Below are 234 nucleotides of genomic sequence, written 5' to 3' on the forward strand. Positions count from 1 at the left end.
TTTTTTTTTTTTTGTTTGTGGTTTTTTTGTTGTTGGGTGTTTTTTTTTTTTTTTTTTTTTTTCTGGGGGTGGAGGGTGTTTTGTTTTTTTTTTTTTTTTTTTATTTTTTTTTTTTTTTTTTTGGTTTTTTTTTTTTTTGGGCGGTTTTTTTTGTTGTGGTTTTGTTTTTATTTTTGGGGCTGGGGGGGGCGTAGGGTTTTTTTTTTGTGGCTTTTTTTTATTTTTTTGTCTATG

At 26.1% G+C, this 234-nt stretch carries 1 protein-coding gene; it reads right to left on the reverse strand.

Features of this window, described 5'->3' with window-relative positions; genetic code table 11:
* Positions 1-234, reverse strand: a 234-nt coding sequence (locus tag ACPWR9_RS25880; RefSeq protein WP_426335289.1) for a hypothetical protein, incomplete at both ends; no start/stop codon positions are given.

The sequence above is a fragment of the Pandoraea pneumonica genome, from assembly GCF_049918595.1.
Classification (GTDB): Bacteria; Pseudomonadota; Gammaproteobacteria; order Burkholderiales; family Burkholderiaceae; genus Pandoraea; species Pandoraea pneumonica_A.